This is a genomic window from Nocardioides ginsengisegetis (genome assembly GCF_014138045.1).
In the GTDB taxonomy this organism is placed as follows: domain Bacteria; phylum Actinomycetota; class Actinomycetes; order Propionibacteriales; family Nocardioidaceae; genus Nocardioides; species Nocardioides ginsengisegetis.
In genome coordinates, this window is record NZ_JACGXA010000001.1 from 3,073,481 (window position 1) to 3,096,193 (window position 22,713).

Sequence of the window (22,713 nt, forward strand, 5' to 3'; positions counted from 1 at the left end):
GGTTCCGCGGCGGAACCGTCGGCCGTTCGGCAAGCGTTCAGATCACGTTGGGCAAGAGGCGCATCACCGCGTCGGTGGTGGCCCAGGACAGGGCGATCGCGAGCGGTGCCGCGACCACCCAGACGAGCGGGCCCGACCACTTCTGGCGCGCGGCGACGACGCCGAGGGTCAGCGCCACCAGCAGGGCCAGGAACAGCGCCAGCAGGGGCATCGCGCCCGTGTCGGTCGCCATCGGCCTCTCCGGCTCCGGGACGGCCAGCGGGCGGCCGGGCGGCGCCGGGAAGGACTTCTTGGCGTCGGCGTCGACGTAGATCACCGCGTTGGGGGCGATCGCGGAGTAGCGGCCGGTGCCCTCGGCGGTGACCAGGGTGAGCCGGGCCTTGCCCGCGGCCAGCGGTTGCGGGAGCGGGTCCCCGGTCCGGCGCACGGACAGCACGTGGAAGGTGATCCTGCCCTGCGCGTCGACGACGCTGATCGGGTCGCCGGGCTGGAGCTCGGAGAGCCTCCCGAACGGACCACCGTAGGTCGCCGCGCGGCCGTAGACGACCGAGATGCCCTCCTGGCCCGGCAGCGGCGTGTCCCGGCGGTGGCCGGGGCCGTCGAGGGTGTCACCGGAGGCGGTGCCCTCCGTGACGACCTCCTGCAGGCCCAGGCTCGGGATCGTCAGCAGCGCGACCGGGTCGCCGACCGGGACGATGGGACCGATCGGGGCGGTGGCGCTGGCGAGCTCGGTGCGGAACTCGCCGTACAGCAGGCTCTGCGCGCGCTCGTGGCTCAGGTTGCCGAGGAACAGCAGCTGCGCGACGGTCCACAGGCAGACGAGGGCGACCATCGTGAACGCCGTCGACGCGACCGAGACGGCCGACTCGGTGGGCGTCGGCGGCCGGGTCGGCGCCGGCTGACCCGGACGCCCCAACCGCCAGCCGGACGCGCGGAGGCCGGAGAGCACCCCCGAGAGGGACGGCACGCGTGCCGGCATCCGGCGAGCGGGCCGGCTGCGCTGGGCGGTGCCGGTCATCGTCGTGGTCATGGACGGCTCCTCGGCGGGCTCACGAAGAAGCGCAGGCCGCTGGCGATCATCAGGCCGGCGAAGCCGACCAGCAGGAGCGCGGGCAGCAGGCCGCTCGCGACGCGCGACCCGACCGGAGAGGTGGCCGGCATCTCGACCGCAGCGGGCGGCCTCGACGGCGACGCCGACGTGCTCGGTGCGGCCGACGGGACGGGGTCGGACGGGATCGTGCCGGGCGCGTCGATCGGGCCGGAGCCGGTGCCTCCGCCGCTGCTCGTCGGCTCCTGGGTCGGGGCCGGCGTCGCCGTCGGCGGCACCTTCTGGGAGGCCACCTTGGCGGCGACGGCCTGGGCGGAGGCGTACAGCTTGCGGGTCGACCCGCTGTCGCGGATGGGCAGGAAACCGGCGGGCAGCTCGCCGTTGCCGGAGCCCACTTCCTGGCCCTCGGTGGTCGAGACCTTGATGAACTGGCTGACCTTGGCGGCGTCGGCCTGGTCGAGGTGCTGCAGGCGGGCGGCGGTGTAGACGACCATCGTGCCGGGGTAGGCCGAGCCCGACTTCTTCACGTCGGCCTGGTCGAGGGCGAACGGGAGGTCGTCCTTCTTCTGGGTCATCAGGTCGACCGCGGCGGCCAGCGAGGCGTCGTCGGGCTCGACGAACGTGCCCGGCCTGGTCTCGAGGGCGGCCGACCGCAGGCCGTAGCGGTGCACGTCGCCGAGGCTGACGACGCCGAGCATGAAGCGCGACCCGAACGACTGCCGGTCGATGCGGCCGAGCTTGTACTGCTGGGTGGACTGGTCGAAGTCACAGCGGGTCTGCACGTTCGGCCACGCGTCGAGGAGCGCCTCGGCGATCTTGCGCAGCGTCGTCACCGGCGCCGCGAGCTGGCTGAAGTAGACGGCCGGGTTCTTCTGCCGGCAGGTGTTCTCGGTCTCGGGGATGTAGGAGTCGAGCAGCGGCCACTCTGCGGTCGGGACGGTGATGTCCTTGTACGCCGGGTTGACCTTCATCCCCCACGGGTCGGGCTGGCCGCCGATGAAGGCCATCGCGTCCGGGTCGTGGGCGATGTAGTCGGTCAGCTGCTCGATCACGTCCGAGTCGTTGGACAGCGAGAGCAGGGCCGCGCCCGCCTCCTGGGAGATCCGGGTCAGCCCGGGATTGAGCTTCTGGAACTCCGGGTCGTTCATGATCCCGAGCGGGTTGCCGCCGATGCCGGGGTGGCCGCGACCGAGGTCGGAGCCGAGGTAGGACTCCGTCATCAGCTTGGCGATCAGGCGCGGGTCCAGCTTCAGGTCGTCGTACTCCCCCGCGTTGTCGGGCTTGTCCATGACGTAGCCGATCGAGAAGCCGGTGACCGCCGTCGGGGCGTAGCCCACGGGGTCGGTGCCGCGCAGGTCGTGCTGGGAGGACACCTCGGCGGCGGCGCCGCCCCCGCTCTCCATGAGGTTCCAGCCTGCCTCGTCGGACATCTGGTTGAGCTGGAACTTGAAGCGGTCCTTGCGCAGGCAGTACGCCGGCGTCCACTGCAGGGCCGCCTGCGCGAGGAGCTCGGAGCCGTAGAAGCCGGTCGGGGCCCGCGGGTCGAGGATGTCGCAGGCGTCCGGCGGGAGGCCGAAGCTGATCGGGATCGAGAAGCGGTTCTGCCAGTTCGACGCGGCCCACCAGAGCGACGGCGAGACGGCCTGGTCGACACCATCGTTGGCGAAGTTGCTCGAGCCCGGTGCGAAGCGACCGCCCTTGCGGCAGGCCTGGTCGGACCCGGTCGAGGGGGACGACGGCTGGTCGCAGGACAGGCCGACGATCGGGATGACCTCGATCGTGCACGCGGTCGTGTGGTTGCACCCGAGCGACTCGTTCTCGACGTCGCTGCGAACCTCGAACTGCACCGACCCGGTGCCGTCCTTGTCGGTGAACGCGGCCAGCTCGGCGGACGGGAAGGCCGCGCCCACCGCGGCCTCCGGCGGCATGTGGGCGGCGTTGCAGGCGGAGAAGACCTCGCCCTTGGCCGACACGAAGGGCGTCAGGCGCGTTGAGTAAGGGTTGGTGTCGACGCCGGGGCACTCCTCGGCGCTGGGGAAGGGGTCCAGGCCCGAGACGCGAACCTTGTCCGCCTCGGCCGCGACCAGGTCGTGGCGCCAGGACGCCTCGCTGTCGGAGCGCGTGATCTGCGAGCGCTGCGCGACCGAGCCGGTCCAGCAGGTCTGCGGGGTCACCTGCTTCTTCGCCGGGAGGGACGCGTCGTCGGTGCCGCGGCACTGGAGGATGACGACGGGGTACTCCTGGAGCAGGCCGTTCTCGCCGTAGGGGTTGGACGCCCGGCCGCCGCTGGGCTGGGCACCCTTCCAGCTGATCAGGATGCGCTGGCGGCCGCGCAGGTCCTTCGTGTGGTTCGCGCTCACCGTGACCGTGTGGCTGGGGAACTCGTAGGTCGAGCCGTCGGCGTTGGTGAAGACGCGGGTCAGCGTCTTGGTCGCCGTGAACGAGTCGTCGCCCTTCCGGTCCGCGTGCACGATCGTCGGGCCGGCCTCGGCGGGTACGTCGGCGAGCAGGCCGCCGCCGACCAGCGCCAGCAGCAGGCCGGCGACCAGGCGCCTGCTCATCGGCCACCGAGCCGGTTGGCGTTGCGCCGGCGGCCGAGGGCCGCGACGTAGAGACCGGGCAGGAGGATCAGCGCGATCAGCTCGAGCACCGCGAGCAGCCCGAAGGTGTTGGTGTCGGCCGGGCGGGAGGAGACGAGCTCGGTCGGGTTGGCGTAGATCGCGCCGGCCGAGGTGGTCGTGCCGTCGGGCGCACCCACCACGGCACCCGTGACCGGGTCGATGGTCGTCGCCCCCGGGTCGGTGCTGCCGGGCGCCTGTCCGACGGAGCCACCTCCGCCGCCCCCGGTCGAGCCGGTCGAGCCGCCGGTCGTGCCACCCGTCGTACCGCCGCTGTTGTCGTCGGTGGACGGCTGGTTGTTGCCGGTCTCGGTGCCGCAGGGACCCTCGCCCAGCTTGTCGCACGCGGCGGGCTGGGGCGCGATCGCGGCCAGCTTGTTCTGGTCGAGGTGCTTGCCGTCGAAGGTCGGGTTGTTGCACTGCGTGACGTCGCGGTCGGTGAGGTCGACGTCCGGGTCGGCCTTCTTGAGCTTGGCGATCTGGTCGAAGCCGGCCTGCACCAGGTTGAGCGGCAGCGGCGAGTAGCCGTAGGGCCCGGCCTTCGTCTGCCCGGCGCACAGCGAGTAGTACATGAAGTCGGCGAGCGTCTGACGCTTGGCCGTCGTCATCCGCGGGTCGTCGGCGCCGGTCGGGATGATCATGTAGCTGTAGGACGAGATCGGGTAGGCCCGCGGGTCCGGGTTGCTGTAGACGCCGTCGAGGATCTGCGTGAGGTAGAGCTGCGAGCTCTTGTCCTGGTTGATGCGTGCCCTGGTCAGCGCGACAGCCACGTTGTACTGCGTCGGCTCGACGAAGTAGCCGGCCTTGTTGAGGACCTTGACGACCGGATAGTCCTTGTTGACCGGGTAGGAGTACTCGACGTACCCGATCGTGCCGTTGCCCGCGAAGCCCGCGATCGTGTTCATCACCTGGTCGGAGCCGGCCTGGCCGATCATCCGGCCCTTGCGGGGGTAGTACGACGTCAGGCCGGAGCGGCCGAAGTAGGGCCGCCAGATCGACGGGTACATCTTGTCCATCCACGTCGTGAACTGCGCGGTCGTGCCCGAGCCGTCGGAGCGCACGACCGGCGTGATCGGCAGCGACGGGAACTTGCGACCGTTGTTGTCCCTGGTGATCGCCGGGTCGTCCCAGTTGGTGATCTGGTTGGTGAAGATCCTGGAGAGCGTCTCGCCGGACAGGCGGAGGTTGCGGACCAGGTCGTTGCCGATCTTCAGCTGGTAGGTGAAGGCCGTGCCGCCCGCGACGATCGGCAGGTAGGCGAACTCACGGCCGTTGCTGGTGTCGGCGTTGCCCTGCTCGTCGACGCCCTGGTAGGGGATCTCGGAGATGGCGAAGTCGGTGCTGTCCTGGCTGAAGTCCTTGCGGCCCTTCGACGAGCCGCCGCCGGTGTAGACGACCTTCATGCCGTTGGCGTCCACGTCGGAGATCCACTGCTGGACGATGAGCTCGGACCACGTGGATCCGGTGCCCTCGATCTGGGCGTAGACCGTGGCGCTGGCCGCACCGGGCAGGGTCAGCACGCAGGCCAGGGCGGCCAGCACGGCGGACAGGACACGCAACCGGGACATCAGGAGGCTCGCTTCGGGGTGGGCCGGCGCAGGAGCCGGCGTACGACGGAGGGCTTGGCCGAGCGCGGTCGCGCCAGCAGGCGTGCGGTGACGAAGAGCAGCAGCACGAGGCCGAGCAGGACGGTGGCGGCCGCGAACGCGCGGGTGATCGCCACCGGCTCGCCGCTGCGGACCGTGGAGTAGATGAAGAGCGGCAGGGAGTTCATGACGCCGCCGGTGGGGTTCTGGACCATGAACGCCGCGGCGCCGGAGGTGAGCAGCACCGGGCTGGTCTCGCCGACGCCGCGCGCGACGCCGAGGATGACGGCGGTCGCCAGGCCCGGGCGGGCCGTGGGCAGCACGACGTGCCAGACCGTGCGCCACCGGCTGGCGCCGAGGGCCAGGCTGGCCTCGCGGAGACCACCGGGGACGACGCGCAGGACGACGTCGGCGGCGCGGGCGATGATCGGCAGCATCATCACGGCGATCGCCAGCGAGGCGGCGAGACCGGAGCGGGGATAGCCCAGCGCGACGATGAAGACGGTGTAGACGAACAGGCCGGCCACGATCGAGGGCAGCGCCGTCATCGCCTCGACGATGGTGCGCACCACCCTGGCGAAGCGGCCGCCGACCTCGGTCATGAAGACCGCGGTGCCGATGCCCAGCGGCAGCGTGATGAGCAGGCCGATGCCGAGCTCGATGCCCGAGCCGAGGATGGCGTGCGCGACACCGCCGCGATCGAAGGGGTCCTTCGGGCCGACGCCCGACATGTCGTGCGTGAAGAAGTTGGGGTGCACCAGCGGGCGCCAGCCGCGCAGCACGACGAAGGCGACGACGCTGACCAGCACCGCCCCGACGATCGCGGCGCCCGCCGTGACGACCGCGCCGGCGACCCGGTCGCGCACCTCGGTCATCCCGCCCGTCATCGCCGCGGTGACGGCCGTGACGAGCAGGCCCATGACGAACCACGTGACGAGGAACCAGGGCGGGCCGGGCATCGGCACCAGCCGCTGCGTGATGAGCCACGCCAGCCCGAGGCCCGCGGCCCAGGAGCCGAACAGGGTGAACTTCTCGTCGGGGCTCAGCCGGCCCAGCGAGGTGCGCGGGACGGCCGGCGCCGCCGTGGCGTCGTACGTCGGCAGGTGGGTCTGGCCGGCCACCGGGGTGGTCTCGGGCGCGCTCTCGGTCATCGTCATCTCAGGCGTCCGTCCCGGCGCCGGAGCGGCTGCGGTTGACGATGATCGCGGCCACCGTGTTGACGATCAGCGTGATCACGAACAGCACGAAGCCGGCGGCGAGGAGCGCAGAGAGCTGGGCGGTGCTCGCCTCGCCGAAGCGGCCGGCGATCAGCGAGGACACCGTGACGGTGCCGACCTCGAGGATGCGGGGCTTGATCTCGAAGGCGGGCGAGACGATGAGGACGACGGCGATGGTCTCGCCGAGCGCGCGGCCCAGGCCGAGCATCGTGCCGCCGATGATGCCGCCGCGGCCGAAGGGCAGGACGACCGCGCGGATCATGCCCCAGCGGGTCGAGCCGAGCGCGAGGGCGGCTTCCTTCTCACCGGCGGGGGTCTGGGAGAAGACCTGGCGCATGACCGCGCAGGACATCGGGAGCACCATCATCGCCACGGCGATGCCGGCGCAGAAGGCGCTGGCGATGTAGCGGCTGGCGTCCCAGACGGCGGCGTCGGGGTCGGCGTGGACCTGGAAGATCGGGATCCAGCCGAAGTGCTTCTGCAGCCACAGGGCGAACTCCGCCGCGTGCGGCATGATCAGGAAGAAGCCCCACAGGCCGTAGACGATCGACGGCACGGCGGCCATCAGGTCGACGAGGCTGACGAGGGTCGACCTGATCGCGGCCGGCGCGTACTCGCTGATGTAGAGCGCGGTGAGCAGGGCCAGCGGGAAGGCGATCGTCATCGCGACCATCGCGACCTCGACGGTGCCGAGCAGCACCGCGGCGATGCCGAGCGTGTCGGTCTCCGGCTGCCACTGCGTCTCGGTGAAGAAGCCGAAGCCGTAGCGCTGGAGCGTCGGGTAGGCCTGCCAGGCCAGGAAGAGGCCGACACCCCCGGTGATGACGAGCACCGAGGCGCCCACCGCGCGGGAGGCGTGTTCGAAGATCGCGTCGGCACCGGTGGCCTTGCGGGAGATCTTGCGGGGGCGCACCTCGAGGGGGGCGTCCGGAGCGTGGAGGGTCGTCACCGTGGGATTTCTGGCCAGGAGGCTCAGCGGGCGCTGAGTCGGCAGAAGTCTCAGGAGGGCGCGGGAACGAGAGATCCCCTCACAGGTGAACGAGGAAAGAACGTCAGCACGGCCTTTCTCCAACAGGCCATGCCAACGATCTCGACGTAGCCACTTCGGGCTATGCGAACTATTTCCGGGGTAGTCCGAACCGCCCTCGGGTGTTCCCTCAGCTCGGCTGCGGCTGCGGGTTGGCGTCCCGCTCGGCCTGGCTGCGCAGCACGCAGAACTCGTTGCCGGCCGGGTCCGCGAGGGTCGCCCAGCCGATGCCGGGGCCCCGGATGTTGCGGTGGTCCTCGACCCAGGCCGCGCCGAGCGCCAGCAGCCGCTCGACCTCCTCGTCGCGGGTGGTCCCGGGCCGCGGCTGGATGTCGAAGTGGATCCGGTTCTTGACCGTCTTGGTGTCCGGGACCTCGATGAACAGCAGCATGTGACCGGTCTCGGGGTCGCGGATCAGGCACTCCTCGTGGCCCGGGAGGTTCGGGTCACCCTCGAGATCGACGTACCCCAGGACGGGCTTCCACCACTCCGAGAGCTCGTAGGCGTTGGCGCAGTCGATGGTCGTGTGCGAGATGAACGAAGTCATGCCGCGCACTCTTCCCAGCCCGGCGGCGCCCTGCAACGGGTTTGGGTGGGGCGGGCGACTCAGCGGGCCGATGTCCGCGCCCCGCACAGCGTCGGCGGTGAGCCCCGGACCGAACCAGTCGCGGAAACGGTCCAGCAGCCACCGTCCCACCCGCTCGAGCCGCACGAAGTGCCCCCTCGACCCCCTCGGAGTCGCACGAAGTGCCCTCTCGAGCCCTCAGACGAGGACGCCGTGGGCGGCGAGCCGCTCCCCCAGGACGTCCATGCCCTCGTCGAGGTGCCAGCACTCGGCGGCGAGGCCGACCTCGCGGGCCGCGGTCACGTTGGCGGCGCTGTCGTCGACGAAGAGGACGGCGGGGGCGGGCACGCCCAGCCGGTCCAGGGCGGCGCCGAAGAAGGCAGGGTCCGGCTTGGCGGCCCCGATCTCGCAGGAGTAGAACGACTCGTCGAAGAGGTCGTCGTAGCCCAGCTCGGCGCGCATGTGGGCGGCGCGGCCGGCCTGCTGGTTGGTCGCGAGGTGGACGCCCAGGCCGAGCCCGCGCAGCCGGTGGACGAGCGCGACGGTCCCGGCGACCGGCTCGATGGTCAGCCAGACGGCGCGGTAGACCTCGTCGGCGGAGGCGGCGACGCCGTACTTCTCGAGCACGGCGGCCAGGACGGCCGCGAAGCCGTCGCCGCCGGCGAGCAGGTCACGTTCGTGTGCGGTGACGTCGGCGAAGAAGGTCGCGGCGTCGTCACCGACGTACGCCGCGGCGGCCTCGACCCAGCCGACGGGATGGCGTTGCAGCACCCCATCGGCGTCGAGCAGGACGTGGCCGACCACGGTCAGGCCTCCGTGCCGTGCTCCTTGACGAAGGCGACGATCCGCTCGGCGAGCTCGGGGCGGCACACGATGAGGTCCGGGAGGTAGACGTCCTCCTGGTTGTAGCGCAGCGGGGTGCCGTCGACACGGGAGGTGAAGAGACCGGCGGCCGCGGCGACCGCGACGGGGGCGGCGGAGTCCCATTCGTACTGGCCGCCGGCGTGCACGTAGGCGTCGGTGACGTCGCGGACGACCGACATCATCTTCACGCCGGCCGACCCCATCGGGACCAGCTCGGCACCGATCTCCTCGGCGAGCGCGTTGACGAAGGCTGGCGGGCGGCTGCGGGAGACCGCGATACGCGGCCGCTCCGAGGTGCGCGGCGGGACGACCGGGACCTGCCCGGTGTTGAAGGTCTCCCCCAGCGCCGGCTGCGCGACGGCACCGACGGTCAGCTCGCCGTCCTGCCACAGGGCGACGTGCACGGCCCAGTCGTCGCGCGGCGGCTCGGAGAACTCGCGGGTGCCGTCGAGCGGGTCGACGATCCAGACGCGGCTGGCCTCGAGGCGGGCCTTGTCGTCCTTGCCCTCCTCCGACAGCACGGCGTCGCCCGGCCGGTGCTCGGCGAGCAGGGCCATGAGGAGGTCGTGGGCGGCGGCGTCGCCGGCGTCCTTGAGCTCCTTGCCCTCCAGGCCCTCGGTGCGGACCTCGAGGAGGCGGCGGCCCGCGGCCTCGGCCAGCCAGGTGGCGAGGACGTGGTCGTCGGTGGCGGCTGCAGCGGGCGGGGTGCCGGGATCGAAAGTCACCCGGTCACCCTAGCGAGCGAGCCGCTCAGCTGTTGAACCGCTGCTGGGTCTTCTCGAGACCCTCGGTGATGAGCGTCTCCACCGCGTCGGCCGCGTGGTCGACCTGGAACGGCAGCTCCTTGGTCTCGACGCGGGAGTAGTTGGACAGCACGAAGTCCGCGACGTCCTGGCGGCCCGGCGGGCGGCCGATGCCGGCGCGCACCCGGTAGAAGTCGCCGGTGCCCAGGGAGGAGCGCATCGAGCGCAGCCCGTTGTGGCCGTTGTCGCCGCCGCCGAGCTTGGTGCGCAGCGTGCCGAAGGCGATGTCGAGCTCGTCGTGGATCGCGATGATCCGCTCCGGCGGCACCTTGTAGAAGGTGGCGAGCGCCTTGACCGGCCCGCCGGTCTCGTTCATGTAGCACCGCGGCCGGGCGAGCACGACGCGTGGCCCGGGCGTGCCGGGCGCACCGAGCCGGCCCTCGACCACGTCGGCGCGGCCGGACTTGTGCGCGCGGAAGGTCCCGCCCATGCGGGAGGCGAGCTCGTCGGTGACGAGGTACCCCACGTTGTGGCGGTGCCCGGCATAGGAAGGGCCGGGATTCCCCAGACCCACCACGAGCCACACGTCGGTGGTGGTGGCAGCGGTCACGGCTGAATCCCGGCCCTCTCTACGGAACCTGTGAAGCAGACTGCGGAGGATCACTCCTCGTCGGCGGCCTCGGTGCTCTCGGCGTCGCCCTCGGCAGCCTCGGCGGCCTCGGCGTCGGACTCGTCGCGCTCGATGCCGGCCTCGGCCTCGGCCTCCTCCAGCTCCGCCTCCAGCGCCTCGGCGGTCTGCGCCTCGGTGATGTTGACGATGAGGGTCTCACCGTCGAGCAGCAGCGTGGAGCCCTTCGGGAGGGTGAGGTCGGAGGCGAGGATCTGGGTGCCGGCCTCGAGGCCCTCGATGTCGACCTCGACGTACTCGGGGATGTGCGTGGCCTCGGCCTCGAGCTGAATGGTCGCGGTGCCGACGACGACCAGCGTCTCCTTGGCGGCCTCGCCGTTGAGGTGCACGGGGACCTCGACGGTGACCTTCTCGCCCTTGCGGACGACGACGAAGTCGATGTGCTCGAGGTGGCGCTTGATCGGGTCGACCTGGACCTGCTTGGTCAGGGCGAGGGTGCTCTTGCCGTCGATGTCGAGCTCGAGCAGGGCGTTGGCGCCGCCGTGCTTGAGGGCCATCATCGTGTCGTGGCCCGGCAGGGTGATGTGGATCGGGTCGTTGCCGTGGCCGTAGACGACGGCGGGCACCTTGTGCTCGCGGCGGATGCGGCGAGCCGCGCCCTTGCCGAACTCGGTGCGGGACTCAGCGGTGATCTTCTCGGCGGACATGCGAATCTCCTCGTACGTACTGCTGTTCTGGAAGCGGGGTGCTGCAAAGGTCGATGGCTGCCTCGGACCCGGCGCCGCAAACGAAACGCCGCGCACCCGGTCGGAGTCGACATCGAGCAGCGCGGCGCACCTGTGGTCAGCCAGCCCTGTCGATCACGGACCACCCGGACTCCGGGCGTTCCCTCGCCGAGGCAACCGCAGCAGTCTAGCCGCGGTCGAGGGGCGAGGCGAATCCCCGTTGACGGCGTGGACAGGTGGACTGGTTGGGTGGACCCGTGAGCCTGACGCTGACCGAAGCCCGTGACCGCGCCGCCGTCGTCTCCGACGTCTCCTACGACGTCGACCTCGACCTCGACCTGACCGACACCACCACGTTCGGGGTGCGCACCACCGTCCGCTTCACCGTGCTCCCCCCGACCGCCGACACCTTCCTCGAGCTGGCCCACGGCCGCGAGGTCCGCGTGACGGTCGACGGCGAGGACCGCGGCGACGGAGGGTACGACGGGCGGCGGGTGCCGCTGACGGGTCTCGCGGCCGGGGCGCACGAGATCGTGGTCGACGCCCGGGTCCCCTACGTCACCGACGGCGACGGCATGCACACGATGACCGACCCGGCCGACGGCGAGCGCTACGTCGGCGCCTACTGCGGCATGGACATCGCCCAGAAGATCTTCGCCTGCTTCGACCAGAACGACCTCAAGGCCACGATCGCCCTGACCGTCACCGCACCCCCGGCCTGGACCGTGCTGGCCAACGGCGCCACCCTCGAGTCGACCGACGGCCGTTGGCGCTTCGCGACGACCCTGCGGATCCCGCCGGCACTCTTCGTCGTCGCGGCCGGGCCCTGGGCGTCGTACCGCTGGGAGCACGCGGGCCTGCCGTTCGGGTGGCACGCACGCGCCTCGCTGGCCGCCGAGCTCGACCGCGACGCCGCCGAGCTGCGCGCGATCACCGAGGGCTGCTACGACCACTTCGCCGAGCTCTTCGAGGAGCCCTATCCCTTCGACTCCTACGACCAGGTGCTGGTCCCCGGGCTCAACTGGGGCGCGCAGGAGATGCCCGGCTGCGTGACCTACCGCGACGAGTACCTCCCCCGCGGCGCCGTCCCCGAGGACCTGCGCCTGTTCCGCGCGGCCGTGATCGCCCACGAGATGTCGCACATGTGGTTCGGCGACCTCGCCACCATGACGTGGTGGGAGGACACCTGGCTGCAGGAGAGCTTCGCCGACTACATGGGCTACCGCGTGGCCGCCGACGGCGCGGGCTTCCACGGCGCGCTGCTCGGGCACGAGGTGGGCCGCAAGCCCAACGCGTACGACGCCGACCGGCGCCGCTCGACCCACCCGGTCGCCCCCGAGGCCGAGGACGTGCCCGACGTCGACTCCGCCGCGACGATCTTCGACGCGATCTCCTACTCCAAGGGCAACTCCGTGCTGCGCCAGCTGGTCACCTGGCTGGGTGACGAGACCTTCCTGCGCGGCGTGAACACCTACCTGACCCGCTTCCGCTTCGCCAACGCCACGCTCGACGACTTCGTGGCCGCGCTCGACGAGGCCTCCGACCGGGATGTCCGCTCGTGGGTCGAGCTGTGGCTGCGCACCACCGGCTTCGACACGATCCGGGTCGAGCGCGACGCGGCCGGCGTGCCGGTGCTGCACCGCGACGGGACCCGGCCGCACCGCATCCGCGTCACGGCGTACGACGACGGGGCGCGGGAGGTCGCCAGCGAGCTGGTCGACGTGGCCGACGAGCCGGTGCCGCTGCCGTCGTATGCCGGCCTCGCGGTGGTGCCCAACAGCCACGGCGAGACGTTCGCGCGCATCACCCTCGACGACGTCTCGGCCACCGTGGTCGCGACCGGGCTGTGCCGGGTCGACGACGACCTGACGCGGGCGGTGCTGTGGACGATGCTGTTCGACCGGGTGCAGACCCGTGAGCTCGGGCCGGACGAGTTCGTCGACCTGGTCGCCCGCAACCTCCCCGGCGAGCGCAGCGCGACGATGGTGTCGTCGGTGCTCAACCGGACGCTCGGCCGGGTGCTGCCGCTGCGTGTTCCAGCCGCCGAGGCGCCCGCGGTCCTCGCGACGCTGGCCTCGGCCTGCTCGACGGGGCTCGAGCACGCCACCAGCCCCGACCTGGCGCGCGCCTTCGCCAGCGGCTACGCCGACACCTGCGACGACCCCGAGCCGTTGCTCGGCTGGCTCGCCTCCGACGCGGTCGGCGAGCTGCCGCTGGCGCCCGCCCTGCGCTGGCGCGCCGTGCGCCGGCTGGCCGCCCTCGGGACGCTCGACGAGGAGGCCATCGCGGCCGAAGGTGCCCGCGACGCCGGCAGCGACGGCCGGGTGGGCGCGGCCGCCGCCCTGGCCGCCCGGCCGACCGCGCAGGCCAAGGCCGACGCCTGGGCCGTCGTCTCCGACCCGGACGTCGACAACCGGCTCTTCACCGCCGCCATGGAGGGGCTGTGGTCGCCCGGGCAGGCGGACCTGCTCGCGCCGTACGTCGACCGCTACCTCGCCGAGGCCCCCACCTGGGCCGCCCGAGGCCAGGCGTTCGCGCAGGTCGTCGGCCGTGCGTTCCCGGCCCTGCTGCTCACCGAGGAGCAGACCGGCCGGCTCCGCAACGCCCTCGAGGGCGACCTGCCGACCGTGCTGCGGCGGCAGTGGGAGGACCGACTCGACGACCTGGGCTGACGTGGTCGGCGGCGGGGAGGTAGTCCCTCGGTCAGACGCCGATCACGCGTGACCGTCGAACATCGACGTCACGGACCCGTCCTCGAAGACCTCGCGGATGGCCCGGGCGAGGAGCGGCGCGATCGACAGCTCGGTGAGCTTGTCGAACTTCCGGTCGCTCCCGATCGGCAGCGTGTTGGTCACGATGACCTCGGTCGCCGGGCTGTTCTTGAGCCGGTCGACGGCGGGGTCGGACAGGATCGCGTGGGTCGCGGCGATGACCACGCCCGCGGCACCGTCGGCCATCAGGGCCTCGGCGGCCTTCACGATCGTGCCGCCGGTGTCGATCATGTCGTCGACGAGGACGCAGATCCGGCCCTCGACCTGGCCGACGACGCGGTTGGCCATGGTCTCGTTGGGCCGGTCGATGTTGCGGGTCTTGTGGATGAAGGCCAGCGGGGCACCGCCGAGACGGGCCGACCAGCGCTCGGCGACCTTGATCCGGCCGGCGTCCGGGGAGACGACGGCGAGCCGCTGGTCGCCGTACTTCTCCTTGACGTAGTCGGCCAGGATCGGCAGCGCCATCAGGTGGTCGACGGGACCGTCGAAGAAGCCCTGGATCTGGTCGGCGTGCAGGTCGACCGTGATGAGGCGGTCGGCGCCGGCGGTCTTGAACAGGTCGGCCATCAGGCGGGCCGAGATCGGCTCGCGGCCGCGGTGCTTCTTGTCCTGGCGGGCGTAGCCGTAGAACGGCATGACCACGGTGATCCGCTTGGCGGAGGCGCGCTTGAGCGCGTCGACCATGATCAGGTGCTCCATGATCCACTCGTTGATCGGAGCCGTGTGGCTCTGGATCACGAAGGCGTCACAGCCGCGGACCGACTCCTCGTAGCGGATGTAGATCTCGGAGTTGGCGAACTCGTAGGCCGACTGCGGGACGAGGCCCGTGCCGAGCAGCGAGGCGACTTCGGCGCTGAGCTCGGGGTGAGCCCGGCCGCTGAAGACCATGAGGTTCTTCTCGGTGGTCCGCTTCATTCCGGTCACGGTGGGCAGCTCCTGGATCGCCGGCGGGGTTCGGTCAGGATTCTCCACCACCGGCGTCGGTCTGCCCAACTCCGGCACCGCCGGGGTGAGACAGGTCTCGTTCACCCTCCGTTACGGCGGCAGCCGCCGCAGCGGCGTCGCCCTGCGCGGTGCCGGCGCGCTTCTTCTGCGCCCAGCCCTCGAGGTTGCGCTGCGGGCCGCTCGAGACCGCCAGGGCGCCAGGAGGTACGTCGCGGCGCACGACCGTGCCGCCCGCGGTCCCGGCACCGTCGCCGATCGTGATCGGCGCGACGAACGTGTTGTTGGAGCCCGTCCGGGCGTGCCGGCCGACGGTGGTGCGGTGCTTGGCGACCCCGTCGTAGTTGGCGAAGATCGTGCCGGCGCCGATGTTGGTGCCCTCGCCGATCTCGGCGTCGCCGACGTAGGACAGGTGGGGCACCTTCGCGCCGTCGCCGATCGTGGCGTTCTTGGTCTCCACGAACGTGCCGATCTTGCCCTTCGTGCCGAGCTGGGTGCCGGGGCGGAGGTAGGCGAACGGCCCGACGGAGGCGCCCTCGCCGATCACGGCGAGCTCGCCGTGCGCGCGGACGACGCGCGCGCCGGCGCCGACCTCGCAGTCCTTGAGGGTCGTGTCGGGGCCGATCACGGCGTCCTCGCCGACGAGGGTCGCGCCGAGCAGCTGGGTGCCGGGCAGGATCGTGACGTCGCGGGCGAGCACGACGTCGGAGTCGATCCAGGTGGTCTGGGGGTCCATGACCGTGACGCCCTCGCGCATCCAGCGGGTCACGATCCGCTGGTTGAGCTCCCGGCCGAGGTCGGCGAGCTGGGCGCGGTCGTTGGCGCCCTCCGTCTGCCGGACGTCGTCGATCGCCCAGGCGCCCACGGTCAGGCCGGCGTCGCGCGCGATCTGGACGGTGTCGGTCAGGTAGTACTCGCCCTTGGCGTTGTCGTTGCCGATCCGGGGCAGCGCCTCGAGGAGGAACTCCGCGTCGAAGGCCAGGATCCCGGAGTTGATCTCGGTGATCTCGCGCTGCTCGCGGGTCGCGTCCTTCTCCTCGACGATCGCCTCGACGTCACCCTCGTGGTTGCGGACGATCCGGCCGTAGCCGAAGGGGTCGGCCACGATCCCGGACAGGATGCTGACCGCGCGCTGGGCGGCCTCGTGGTCGGCCGCGAAGGCCTTGAGGCTCTCGCCGGTGAGCAGCGGGGTGTCGCCGTAGGCCACGAGCACGGTGCCATCGATCTGCCCGGCCGCCTCGACCGCGATCCGGACCGCGTGCCCCGTGCCGTCCTGGGTCTCCTGGACCGCGAGCACGGCGTCGGGCATCAGCTCCTGGATGTGCGGACCGACCTGCTCGCGCTGGTGGCCGACCACGGCGACGACGTGGCGCGGCTCGATGTCGCGCACGGCAGCCAGGACGTGCCCGATCATGGTGCGGCCGCCGAGGGGGTGCAGCACCTTCATGGTCTTGGACTTCATGCGGGTGCCGCCGCCGGCGGCCAGGACGATGACGGTCAGGTCCTTGGTCATGGCCGCAGTCTGTCACCGGCGCGTGACAGCCCGAAGTCACTGGGTCCGGGCGGGCACCACCAGGTCCGCACGCAGCTCGGGGCGCACCGTGGCGGCGTACGCGTGCCCCTCGGGGATCCACTTGGTGTCCCACAGCCCGAGCTCGGCCGCGTCGTCGCCCTGCAGCAGGTTGCGGACCTTCGCGCGGGCACCGGCGGTGTCGGGGTCCACGTCTATCCACACCGACAGGTCGAACCAGTCGCTCGTGCGGTCGCTGAACAGGCGGATCCCCTCGACGATCAGCACCGGCGGCATCGGGTCGTCGCGCACGCCGGTCTCGCCGGTCCACCAGCGGTAGGCGTAGGCCAGCCGGTCCGGCGGCGGGGTCGTGCGCGCACCCCGCACCAGCGCCTCGAGGAGCGCCCAGTCGTGCTGCTCCCACATCCCGGCGTCCGGCCCGCACGTCTCGGCGTAGAAGCGGTCGGTCGGGACGACCCCGTCCGCCCCGAGGCCGAGGTCGGCGCCGAGCGCCCGGGCCAGGGTCGACTTGCCCGCCCCGCCGTGCCCGGAGATCCCGACGACCGGGACGCGGTCCGAGGTGGCGACCAGGGTGCGGATCCGCCCCAGCAGGTCGTCGTACGTCGTCTCGGTGGGCATCGCGGGCCATCGTGGTGCAGGTCGGCGGACGCGCGCCAGCGAATTGCTCCCCGGGTAGGAGTCGAACCTACGTCGCTAGTCCTGATTCAAAGTCAGGCGGGCCCTGCCGGCAGACCAACCGGGGAACGTCCATGCGGACCCGCACAGCCTAAGGGTCGGGTCACATGCTGGTGCGGTAGGCCGCGAGGACCTCGGCGGCCCGGTCGGCGTCGCGGTCCTGGATCGGGATCAGGAGCTCGGCGACCACGTCGGTCAGCTCGGCGAGCCGGCGGTTGAGCTGCCGCTGCTCCTGGACCTCCTCCTCCAGCGCGACGAGCCGCGCGTGCACGGTCAGGGGGTGGCGACGGGCGCGCTGGTAGCGCTCGCGCAGGAAGGCGGCGCGGGCGCGGGCCCGGTCGAGCGAGGTGGCGGTCATCCGGTTCTCCTGGGGTTGCTGGGTGTGGGGCGCGGCCAGAGCACGCGCATACGACAGACGAGCGGGTCGGGATCGCCGAGCATGTCGACGCCCTCGGCAAGCTCCTCGCGGGCGATCACGCCGCCGGCCGCCTCGATCTCACGGCGTACGGCGTCGACGTCGAGGCGCCGGACCAGGCCGGCCGGCCCGGGGTCCTGCCCGGGGTCCTGCTCGCCGGTCGCGGCGCTGAACTCCAGCAGCAGCGAGCCGCCGTGGCGCAGCGCCATCCGGGACAGCAGCCACAGGTTGGCGCGGGCCTGAGCGTCGAGGCAGCCGAGCAGCTGCCGGGCGTAGAGGTGGTGGCGGGTGCGGGCCAGCTCGGCCCCGGCGAGCAGCACCGAGCGCAGCTCCCCCAGCACCAGCAGGCGTACGTCGATCCCGTGGCCCTTGCTCGCGATGCGTCGCCGGGCCGTGCCGCGGGCGGCGCGGGAGAACTCGTAGGCGACGACCGGCCGCCCGCGCTTGGCGAAGTAGACCGCGTCCCGGCCGTTGCCGCAGCCGAGGTCGGCGATCGCGCCGGTGCTGCGGACCTGCTGGTGCGCCCAGCGTGCGAAGGCCGAGCCGCTCTGCGAGATCCGCTTGGCGTCCGGGCTGCGGTAGAACTCGGTCCAGCGGCCCATGTCGGTGCGGTAGCCGCGCAGCCAGCCGTCGAGGCGGCGCACGCCGGCCACCGGGTCGGCGTAGCGGAACGACGGGTCCGGCACCCGCCAGCCCGCGCCGTACACGAAGGCCAGCATGGCCTCCGGGTCCGCCGGCGCCGGGAACTCGTGGCCGTGCAGGGTGATCGTCGACAGCGGCAGGATCGCCGACTCCGGCAGCCGGCCGCTGCGGTTGCCGAGCTGGTAGAACGTGCCGGCCACGCGAAACGCCACGAACACGTCGATGTGGCACTGCCGCCCGTCCGAGAGCGGGAGCAGCAGCTTCACGTCGCCGCCGGACATCCGCAGGACGTTCCACCCGCGCTCGCGCAGGGTCCGCTCGATCCGGTAGCTCTCCAGGATCAGCTCGGCCGGCGACGCGGCCTCGGAGAGGTAGCAGACGTCGGTGTCGGAGTCGTGCGCGATCATCGCGCCGTCGCGGACCGCACCCAGCAGCGCGCCGTAGTTGAGGTAGGCACGGACGCCGCAGCCCTCGGTCAGGTCGTCGAGGGCGCGGCGGGTGCCGGCGAGGATCTCGTCACGGACGGCGTCCTCGGTCGCGGAGAAGGCGCGACACAGGTGGCCGACCTTGTCGATCGCGAGCGGCAGCCCCTGCGGGTCGACCACCCCGATCCGCCGCCCGGGCGCACCGCCCAGGGTGACCTCGTCCTCCAGCAGCACCCGCGTCCCCGGCACGTCGCTCACGCGCACGACAGCCGTGCCGCGCAGGAACCGCCGCAGCTGGTCCGGCCACGCCACGAACGTGCCGCCGCGGGCGGGGACGCCGTCGCGCCCCGGGGAGAACGACCAGACGTAGCGGCCGTCGAGGCTGAGCACGAGCGGCTCGACGCCCGGCGAGGCGAGGGTGATCCCCTGCTCGGTCACGGTCCCCGTCACGAGGCCCGCCCCTCAGCCCGGTCGATCGCGCGGCGCAGCGCCGTGCTGGAGGTGTGGACGGTGTAGGGGAAGTAGACGACCGTCGCCCCCACCGTCGCGAGCCGCTCCTCGAGGGCCTGGCCCTTGGCCGTGCCGCGCCAGTCGTCGCCCTTGAACAGCTGGTGGAAGCCCACCTGCCGCCAGGCGTCCAGCTTGTCGGGCGTGGTCTCGGCGTAGGTCGCGTCGACGATCCGTAGCCCGTCGACGATCGCGAGCCGCTCCTCCAGCGGCACGAACGGCCGGATCCCCTTGGCCCGCTCGCACATCTCGTCGGAGACGACGCCCGCCACGAGCACGTCGCACAGGGCGCGCGCCTGGGTGAGGACGTTGAGGTGGCCGACGTGGAAGAGGTCGAAGACGCCGGGCACGTAGCCGATCGAGGGACCCGTCACGAGCCGCCACCTTCCGTTCTCATGTGTTTCTCAACTGATTTACTGGACTTTAATACATCGACGACCCTCCGGGCCACGCGAACCGCGTGACCTCCACGACAGGGACCGCACCACTACTGTCGGTCCCGTGGACCTGCCCGTGATGCCGCCCGTGCAACCGATGCTCGCCAAGGCCGTGGCCGGCATCCCCGACCCGGCGAAGCACGGCGGCCTGAGCTTCGAGCCCAAGTGGGACGGCTTCCGCTGCATCGTCTTCCGCGACGGCGACGAGGTGGAGCTGACCAGCCGCAACACCAAGCCGCTGACCCGCTACTTCCCCGAGCTCGTGGCCGCGATCCGCGAGCAGCTGCCCGAGCGCTGCGTCCTCGACGGCGAGGTCTTCGTCGCGCTGCGCACCGACGACGGCGGCGACCGGCTGGAGTTCGAGACCCTGCAGGAGCGCATCCACCCCGCGAAGTCGCGCGTCGACATGCTCGCGGAGAAGACGCCGGCGGGCTTCGTGGCCTTCGACCTGCTGGCGCTCGGCGACACCTCGTACGTCGACCGCCCGCTGTCCGAGCGCCGCGCGGCGATGGAGGAGGCCCTGGCGGGGCTCGACGGGCCCTGCTACCTCAGCCGCACCACCACCGACCCGGCCGAGGCCGCGCAGTGGTTCACGGAGTTCGAGGGGGCCGGGCTCGACGGCGTCGTGGCCAAGCCGCTGGGGGCGCCGTACCAGCAGAACGCGCGCACGATGCTGAAGATCAAGCACGAGCGCACCGCCGACGTCGTCGTCGCCGGCTACCGCGAGCACAAGAACAGCACCCCGGGGCGGCCGCTGCTCGGCAGCCTGCTGCTCGGGCTCTACTCCGAGGGCAAGCTCCAGCACATCGGGGTCAGTGCGAGCTTCACCGAGAAGCGGCGCGCCGAGCTCGTCGAGGAGCTCGCGCCGCTGGTGTGCCCGATCGAGGAGCACCCGTGGGGCAGCTGGATGGCCGCGGCCGAATGGGCGATCGCCAACCCCGACCGGGTGCCCGGCACGCAGAGCCGGTGGAGCGCCGGCAAGGACCTCTCGTTCACGCCGCTGCGTCCCGAGCGCGTGCTCGAGGTGAAGTACGACCACATGGAGGGCCGCCGCTTCCGCCACACCGCGCAGTTCAAGCGGTGGCGGCCCGACCGCGACCCGGAGTCGTGCGGCTACGAGCAGCTCGAGGAGCCGGTCAGCTATGACCTGGCTAAAATTCTGGGTGTGACCCCGATCGCAGGAGGCGACCGCCATGAGTGAGACCAACGCCGAGACCTACCACGTCGTGCTGCTGGTCGAGCAGGCGTTGACGCCCGCCGACGCGGCCCAGGTGCGCTCCCTGCACGAGGGACTGGACGAGCCGGTGACCTACCACGTGCTGATGCCGATGGAGGACGCCGCGGCCCGCATCGAGTCGGCCATGGGCTCGCTGTCGGCCGGCGAGGTGCTGGGCTCCCCCGCCCTGGCCATGAACGACGTCGACCTCGAGGCGGTGCGCAAGGACTGTGCCGAGCGCTCCTCGGCCGAGCTCGACGCCACGCTCGCCGCCCTGCGCGGCGCCGGCGCGACCGCCGAGGGCTGCGTCGTGTCCGAGCCGCCGATCGACGCGCTGGCCACGATGGTGACCGCCGTCGACGGCCGCGAGGCGATCATCCTGACCCGGTCCCACGTCGTCGCGGAGTTCTTCCACGTCGACTGGACCTCGCGGGCCCGGCGCAAGATCGGCGTCCCGGTGCTGCACCTGCTCGAGCACGAGAACTTCGACGAGCAGTCCGGCGCCGGCGAGGGCGTCTCCGGCCTCTGAGCCTCACTCAGTCGCGCGGCGGCCCGCCGCCGAGCTCGCTGACGATGTCGAGGTGCCCGGCGTGCCGGGCGTACTCCTGCAGCACGTGGAAGCAGATCCACCGCAGGTCCAGGGCGTCGTGCTCGGCGCCGCGGAACTCCGCCACCTTCTCGTCGAGCGCGTGCTCGCGCAGGATGGCCGTCGTCCGCTCGCCGACTGCCCGCAGCGCCGCGGCGTGCGTGGCCGAGTCACGGGAGTCGTCGACCGCCCAGGTCGAGTCGTCGGCCGGGTCGCCGCCCTCCCAGTCACCGAACGGGTCGGCCACGTCCTCGCCGAGGAACCGCCAGACGAACCAGCGCTGCTCCATGTGCTGCACGTGCACCAGCAGCTGCAGCGGGGTCCAGCCCGAGGGCACGCGCGCGCGTCGCTGCTCGTCGCGGGACAGCGCGAGGACGCCGGCGATGAGGTCCTCGCGGTAGTAGGAGAGGTACGCCGCGTGGTGCGCGGCCTCGTCGCCGGTGCCCGGCGGCGGCTCGCCGCTCACGGCTCCACTCGATTGCCGTCGGCGTCCCAGTGCGACTCGACCTTCTTGCTCGGCTGCACGCGCGGCGGCTCGCCCGGCATCTTGGGGTAGTCCGGCGGGTAGTTCAGCTCGCCGCCCGGCAGCTCCTCCCAGAGCTCGAGCAGCGGGGTCAGGTCGTGATGGACGTCGTCGATACCGGCCCACGGGTCGCCGTCGGCCAGTCTCTCGGGCACGGTGAACAGGTTGAAGGCACGCGGGTCCGTGACGCCGGCCAGCTCGTCCCACGTCATCGGCGTGGACACGGGCGCGCCGGGGATCGGCCTCAGCGAGTAGGCCGAGGCGATGGTGCGGTCGCGGCAGTTCTGGTTGAAGTCGACGAAGATGCGCTCGCCTCGCTCCTCCTTCCACCAGGCCGTGGTGACGCCGGGGTCGCGTTGCTCGAGCGCCCGGCCGAAGCCGATCGCGGCGTGCCGCACGTCGGCGAAGTCCCACTCCGGCTTGATCCGGACGAAGACGTGGATGCCGCGGTTGCCCGACGTCTTGGGGTAGCCGGTGATGCCGAGCTCCTCGAGCAGCTCCCGCGCCACGCCGGCCACGCGGACGGCGTCGGTGAAGGACGTCCCGGGCTGGGGGTCCAGGTCGATGCGGAGCTCGTCGGGGCGGTCGACGTCGGAGCGACGTACGGGCCAGGGGTGGAAGGTGAGCGTGCCCATGTGCGCGCACCAGACGGGCACCGCGATCTCGGTCGGGCAGATCTCGTCGGCGGTGCGCCCCGAGGGGAAGGTCACCTCGACGGACTCGAGGTAGTCGGGAGCCCCCTGGGGGACGCGCTTCTGGTAGAACGCGTCGGCGCCCTTGTCCATCGGGCCGGTGGCCAGCTTCATGCCCGGCCGGACCCCGGACGTCCAGCGCTCGAGCGCCGTCGGCCGGTCGCGGAGCGCGCGCATCAGGCCGTCGCCGACGGAGGCGAAGTACTCCGCCACCATCAGCTTGGTGACCCCGGGCGTCGTGTCGGTGGCCTCGTAGATCACCCGGTCGGGGCTGGAGACGCGGACCGCGCGTCCCCCCGCGTCGACCTCCGCTGCGGCAGCTTTCGGCAT

Annotated in this window: 21 protein-coding genes and 1 tRNA gene; 3 read left to right on the forward strand and 19 right to left on the reverse strand. The window is 72.0% G+C overall.

Annotated features, from left to right (window positions below; translation table 11 throughout):
- Positions 1-37: 37 nt before the first annotated feature.
- The 10 genes from FB382_RS14815 to FB382_RS14860 form a co-directional block, all read right to left on the reverse strand.
- Positions 38-1,030, reverse strand: a complete 993-nt coding sequence (locus FB382_RS14815; RefSeq protein WP_182540341.1) for a class E sortase — start codon at positions 1,028-1,030, stop codon at positions 38-40.
- Positions 1,027-3,609 (reverse strand): hypothetical protein, encoded by a 2,583-nt coding sequence (locus FB382_RS14820; RefSeq protein WP_182540343.1) that lies wholly within the window; start codon positions 3,607-3,609, stop codon positions 1,027-1,029. Before FB382_RS14820 ends, FB382_RS14815 begins: the two co-directional genes overlap by 4 nt.
- A complete protein-coding gene (locus FB382_RS14825; RefSeq protein WP_182540345.1) occupies positions 3,606-5,234 on the reverse strand; it encodes a phosphate ABC transporter substrate-binding protein PstS in 1,629 nt (542 codons plus the stop codon). Before FB382_RS14825 ends, FB382_RS14820 begins: the two co-directional genes overlap by 4 nt.
- A complete protein-coding gene (pstA, locus tag FB382_RS14830) occupies positions 5,234-6,409 on the reverse strand; it encodes a phosphate ABC transporter permease PstA (RefSeq protein ID WP_182540348.1) in 1,176 nt (391 codons plus the stop codon). The genes FB382_RS14825 and pstA overlap by 1 nt, the downstream gene beginning before the upstream one ends.
- A gap of 1 nt (position 6,410) precedes the next feature.
- The gene (pstC, locus tag FB382_RS14835; RefSeq protein ID WP_182540350.1) at positions 6,411-7,418 is read right to left on the reverse strand and encodes a phosphate ABC transporter permease subunit PstC; all 1,008 of its coding nucleotides are present in this window, start codon (positions 7,416-7,418) and stop codon (positions 6,411-6,413) included.
- A gap of 208 nt (positions 7,419-7,626) precedes the next feature.
- Positions 7,627-8,043 (reverse strand): VOC family protein, encoded by a 417-nt coding sequence (locus FB382_RS14840; RefSeq protein WP_182540352.1) that lies wholly within the window; start codon positions 8,041-8,043, stop codon positions 7,627-7,629.
- Positions 8,044-8,259: 216 nt separating this feature from the next.
- Positions 8,260-8,865 carry an HAD family hydrolase gene (locus FB382_RS14845; RefSeq protein ID WP_220481364.1) on the reverse strand — a complete coding sequence of 202 codons (606 nt, stop codon included), beginning with the start codon at positions 8,863-8,865 and terminating at the stop codon, positions 8,260-8,262.
- Between the two features lie 2 nt (positions 8,866-8,867).
- Positions 8,868-9,650, reverse strand: a complete 783-nt coding sequence (locus tag FB382_RS14850; RefSeq protein WP_182540354.1) for an inositol monophosphatase family protein — start codon at positions 9,648-9,650, stop codon at positions 8,868-8,870.
- A 25-nt stretch (positions 9,651-9,675) separates the two neighbouring features.
- Positions 9,676-10,278, reverse strand: a complete 603-nt coding sequence (gene pth, locus FB382_RS14855; RefSeq protein WP_182540356.1) for an aminoacyl-tRNA hydrolase — start codon at positions 10,276-10,278, stop codon at positions 9,676-9,678.
- Between the two features lie 50 nt (positions 10,279-10,328).
- Entirely contained in the window at positions 10,329-11,003 is a 675-nt protein-coding gene (locus FB382_RS14860) for a 50S ribosomal protein L25/general stress protein Ctc (RefSeq protein WP_182540358.1), read from the reverse strand.
- Between the two features lie 275 nt (positions 11,004-11,278).
- Here FB382_RS14860 and pepN point away from each other — a divergent pair, with 275 nt between their 5' ends.
- Positions 11,279-13,693: an aminopeptidase N gene (gene pepN, locus FB382_RS14865; protein WP_182540360.1), complete on the forward strand. Its 2,415-nt coding sequence runs from the start codon at positions 11,279-11,281 to the stop codon at positions 13,691-13,693.
- A 42-nt stretch (positions 13,694-13,735) separates the two neighbouring features.
- Here the strand turns inward: pepN and FB382_RS14870 are convergent, their stop codons facing one another.
- From FB382_RS14870 to FB382_RS14900, 7 genes are all read right to left on the reverse strand, one after another.
- Positions 13,736-14,716 carry a ribose-phosphate diphosphokinase gene (locus FB382_RS14870; protein WP_425490092.1) on the reverse strand — a complete coding sequence of 327 codons (981 nt, stop codon included), beginning with the start codon at positions 14,714-14,716 and terminating at the stop codon, positions 13,736-13,738.
- Positions 14,717-14,750: 34 nt separating this feature from the next.
- Entirely contained in the window at positions 14,751-16,247 is a 1,497-nt protein-coding gene (gene glmU, locus FB382_RS14875; RefSeq protein WP_182540364.1) for a bifunctional UDP-N-acetylglucosamine diphosphorylase/glucosamine-1-phosphate N-acetyltransferase GlmU, read from the reverse strand.
- A 36-nt stretch (positions 16,248-16,283) separates the two neighbouring features.
- Positions 16,284-16,883: a uridine kinase family protein gene (locus FB382_RS14880; RefSeq protein WP_182540366.1), complete on the reverse strand. Its 600-nt coding sequence runs from the start codon at positions 16,881-16,883 to the stop codon at positions 16,284-16,286.
- A gap of 46 nt (positions 16,884-16,929) precedes the next feature.
- A tRNA-Gln gene (locus tag FB382_RS14885) sits at positions 16,930-17,008 on the reverse strand.
- A gap of 35 nt (positions 17,009-17,043) precedes the next feature.
- Complete coding sequence (locus FB382_RS14890) at positions 17,044-17,298, reverse strand: DUF6752 domain-containing protein (protein ID WP_125038259.1); 255 nt, start codon at positions 17,296-17,298, stop codon at positions 17,044-17,046.
- Positions 17,295-18,872: a class I SAM-dependent methyltransferase gene (locus tag FB382_RS14895; protein ID WP_182540368.1), complete on the reverse strand. Its 1,578-nt coding sequence runs from the start codon at positions 18,870-18,872 to the stop codon at positions 17,295-17,297. Before FB382_RS14895 ends, FB382_RS14890 begins: the two co-directional genes overlap by 4 nt.
- Complete coding sequence (locus tag FB382_RS14900) at positions 18,869-19,303, reverse strand: adenylyltransferase/cytidyltransferase family protein (protein ID WP_182540370.1); 435 nt, start codon at positions 19,301-19,303, stop codon at positions 18,869-18,871. The genes FB382_RS14895 and FB382_RS14900 overlap by 4 nt, the downstream gene beginning before the upstream one ends.
- A 127-nt stretch (positions 19,304-19,430) precedes the next feature.
- Between FB382_RS14900 and FB382_RS14905 the strand changes: the two genes are divergently transcribed.
- Both FB382_RS14905 and FB382_RS14910 read left to right on the forward strand, forming a co-directional pair.
- Complete coding sequence (locus FB382_RS14905) at positions 19,431-20,567, forward strand: ATP-dependent DNA ligase (RefSeq protein ID WP_182540372.1); 1,137 nt, start codon at positions 19,431-19,433, stop codon at positions 20,565-20,567.
- Positions 20,560-21,111 (forward strand): hypothetical protein, encoded by a 552-nt coding sequence (locus FB382_RS14910; RefSeq protein ID WP_125038263.1) that lies wholly within the window; start codon positions 20,560-20,562, stop codon positions 21,109-21,111. Before FB382_RS14905 ends, FB382_RS14910 begins: the two co-directional genes overlap by 8 nt.
- Before the next feature lie 7 nt (positions 21,112-21,118).
- Here FB382_RS14910 and FB382_RS14915 read toward each other — a convergent pair whose 3' ends face one another.
- A complete protein-coding gene (locus FB382_RS14915; protein ID WP_182540374.1) occupies positions 21,119-21,634 on the reverse strand; it encodes a mycothiol transferase in 516 nt (171 codons plus the stop codon).
- Complete coding sequence (locus FB382_RS14920) at positions 21,631-22,713, reverse strand: DNA polymerase domain-containing protein (RefSeq protein WP_182540375.1); 1,083 nt, start codon at positions 22,711-22,713, stop codon at positions 21,631-21,633. The genes FB382_RS14915 and FB382_RS14920 overlap by 4 nt, the downstream gene beginning before the upstream one ends.

Coding starts and splice junctions, on each gene's coding strand:
- FB382_RS14840 (WP_182540352.1), bottom strand. CDS start 8,043: ATGACTTCGTTCATCTCGCACACGACCATCGACTGCGCCAACGCCTAC.
- FB382_RS14820 (WP_182540343.1), bottom strand. CDS start 3,609: ATGAGCAGGCGCCTGGTCGCCGGCCTGCTGCTGGCGCTGGTCGGCGGC.
- FB382_RS14910 (WP_125038263.1), top strand. CDS start 20,560: ATGAGTGAGACCAACGCCGAGACCTACCACGTCGTGCTGCTGGTCGAG.
- FB382_RS14825 (WP_182540345.1), bottom strand. CDS start 5,234: ATGTCCCGGTTGCGTGTCCTGTCCGCCGTGCTGGCCGCCCTGGCCTGC.
- pstA (WP_182540348.1), bottom strand. CDS start 6,409: ATGACGATGACCGAGAGCGCGCCCGAGACCACCCCGGTGGCCGGCCAG.
- FB382_RS14890 (WP_125038259.1), bottom strand. CDS start 17,298: ATGACCGCCACCTCGCTCGACCGGGCCCGCGCCCGCGCCGCCTTCCTG.
- FB382_RS14815 (WP_182540341.1), bottom strand. CDS start 1,030: ATGACCACGACGATGACCGGCACCGCCCAGCGCAGCCGGCCCGCTCGC.
- FB382_RS14860 (WP_182540358.1), bottom strand. CDS start 11,003: ATGTCCGCCGAGAAGATCACCGCTGAGTCCCGCACCGAGTTCGGCAAG.
- FB382_RS14920 (WP_182540375.1), bottom strand. CDS start 22,713: ATGCCGAAAGCTGCCGCAGCGGAGGTCGACGCGGGGGGACGCGCGGTC.
- FB382_RS14880 (WP_182540366.1), bottom strand. CDS start 16,883: ATGCCCACCGAGACGACGTACGACGACCTGCTGGGGCGGATCCGCACC.
- glmU (WP_182540364.1), bottom strand. CDS start 16,247: ATGACCAAGGACCTGACCGTCATCGTCCTGGCCGCCGGCGGCGGCACC.